The sequence below is a fragment of the Stenotrophomonas ginsengisoli genome (assembly GCF_001431485.1).
In the GTDB taxonomy this organism is placed as follows: Bacteria; Pseudomonadota; Gammaproteobacteria; order Xanthomonadales; family Xanthomonadaceae; genus Stenotrophomonas; species Stenotrophomonas ginsengisoli.
The window spans coordinates 1-514 of sequence record NZ_LDJM01000072.1 but is presented as its reverse complement, the minus strand read 5'-3'; the positions used below and the strand labels follow the sequence as shown (position 1 = coordinate 514).

Below are 514 nucleotides of genomic sequence, written 5' to 3'. Positions count from 1 at the left end.
GTCGAACAGACCGGCCTCGGCCGGGGCATCCAGCCATTGCTGCAGGCCACGCAGGGCCAGCTGGGCGCGCGCATGGCAGGCCAACAGGCCGGCCGAGGCATCCTTGACCCCGGCCAGCGCCGCCAGCAGCAGGCCGATGGCCTGCTCCAGCAGCTCGAAGCCATCGGCCACCGCCGGTTGGATCATCGCCGCCCACTGGGTACCCCGCTGCGGCAGCTTGCCCATGGCCTGGCGCAACTGCTGCAGGGCCTGGGCCAGGGCAGCGGCCGGGGTGGCCACCACGCTGGCAGCCGCGGCCACCTGCCCCGCTTCGCGCTCGCAGTCCAGCGCCAGTTCCTGCAACGGACGCGAGCCAAAGCTCTGGCCGAAGAAATTGGCCGCCAGCTCCGGCAACTGGTGCGCCTCGTCGATGATGAAGGCCTGCGCGCCGGGCAGGATTTCGCCAAAGCCCTCCTGCTTGAGGGCCAGATCGGCCAGCAGCAGATGATGGTTGACCACCACCAGATCGGCCGCC

Annotated in this window: 1 pseudogene; it reads right to left on the bottom strand. The window is 70.8% G+C overall.

Annotated elements, in window-relative coordinates:
* Window positions 1-514 (bottom strand): annotated as a pseudogene (locus ABB30_RS16560) (ATP-dependent DNA helicase); the annotation flags it as partial.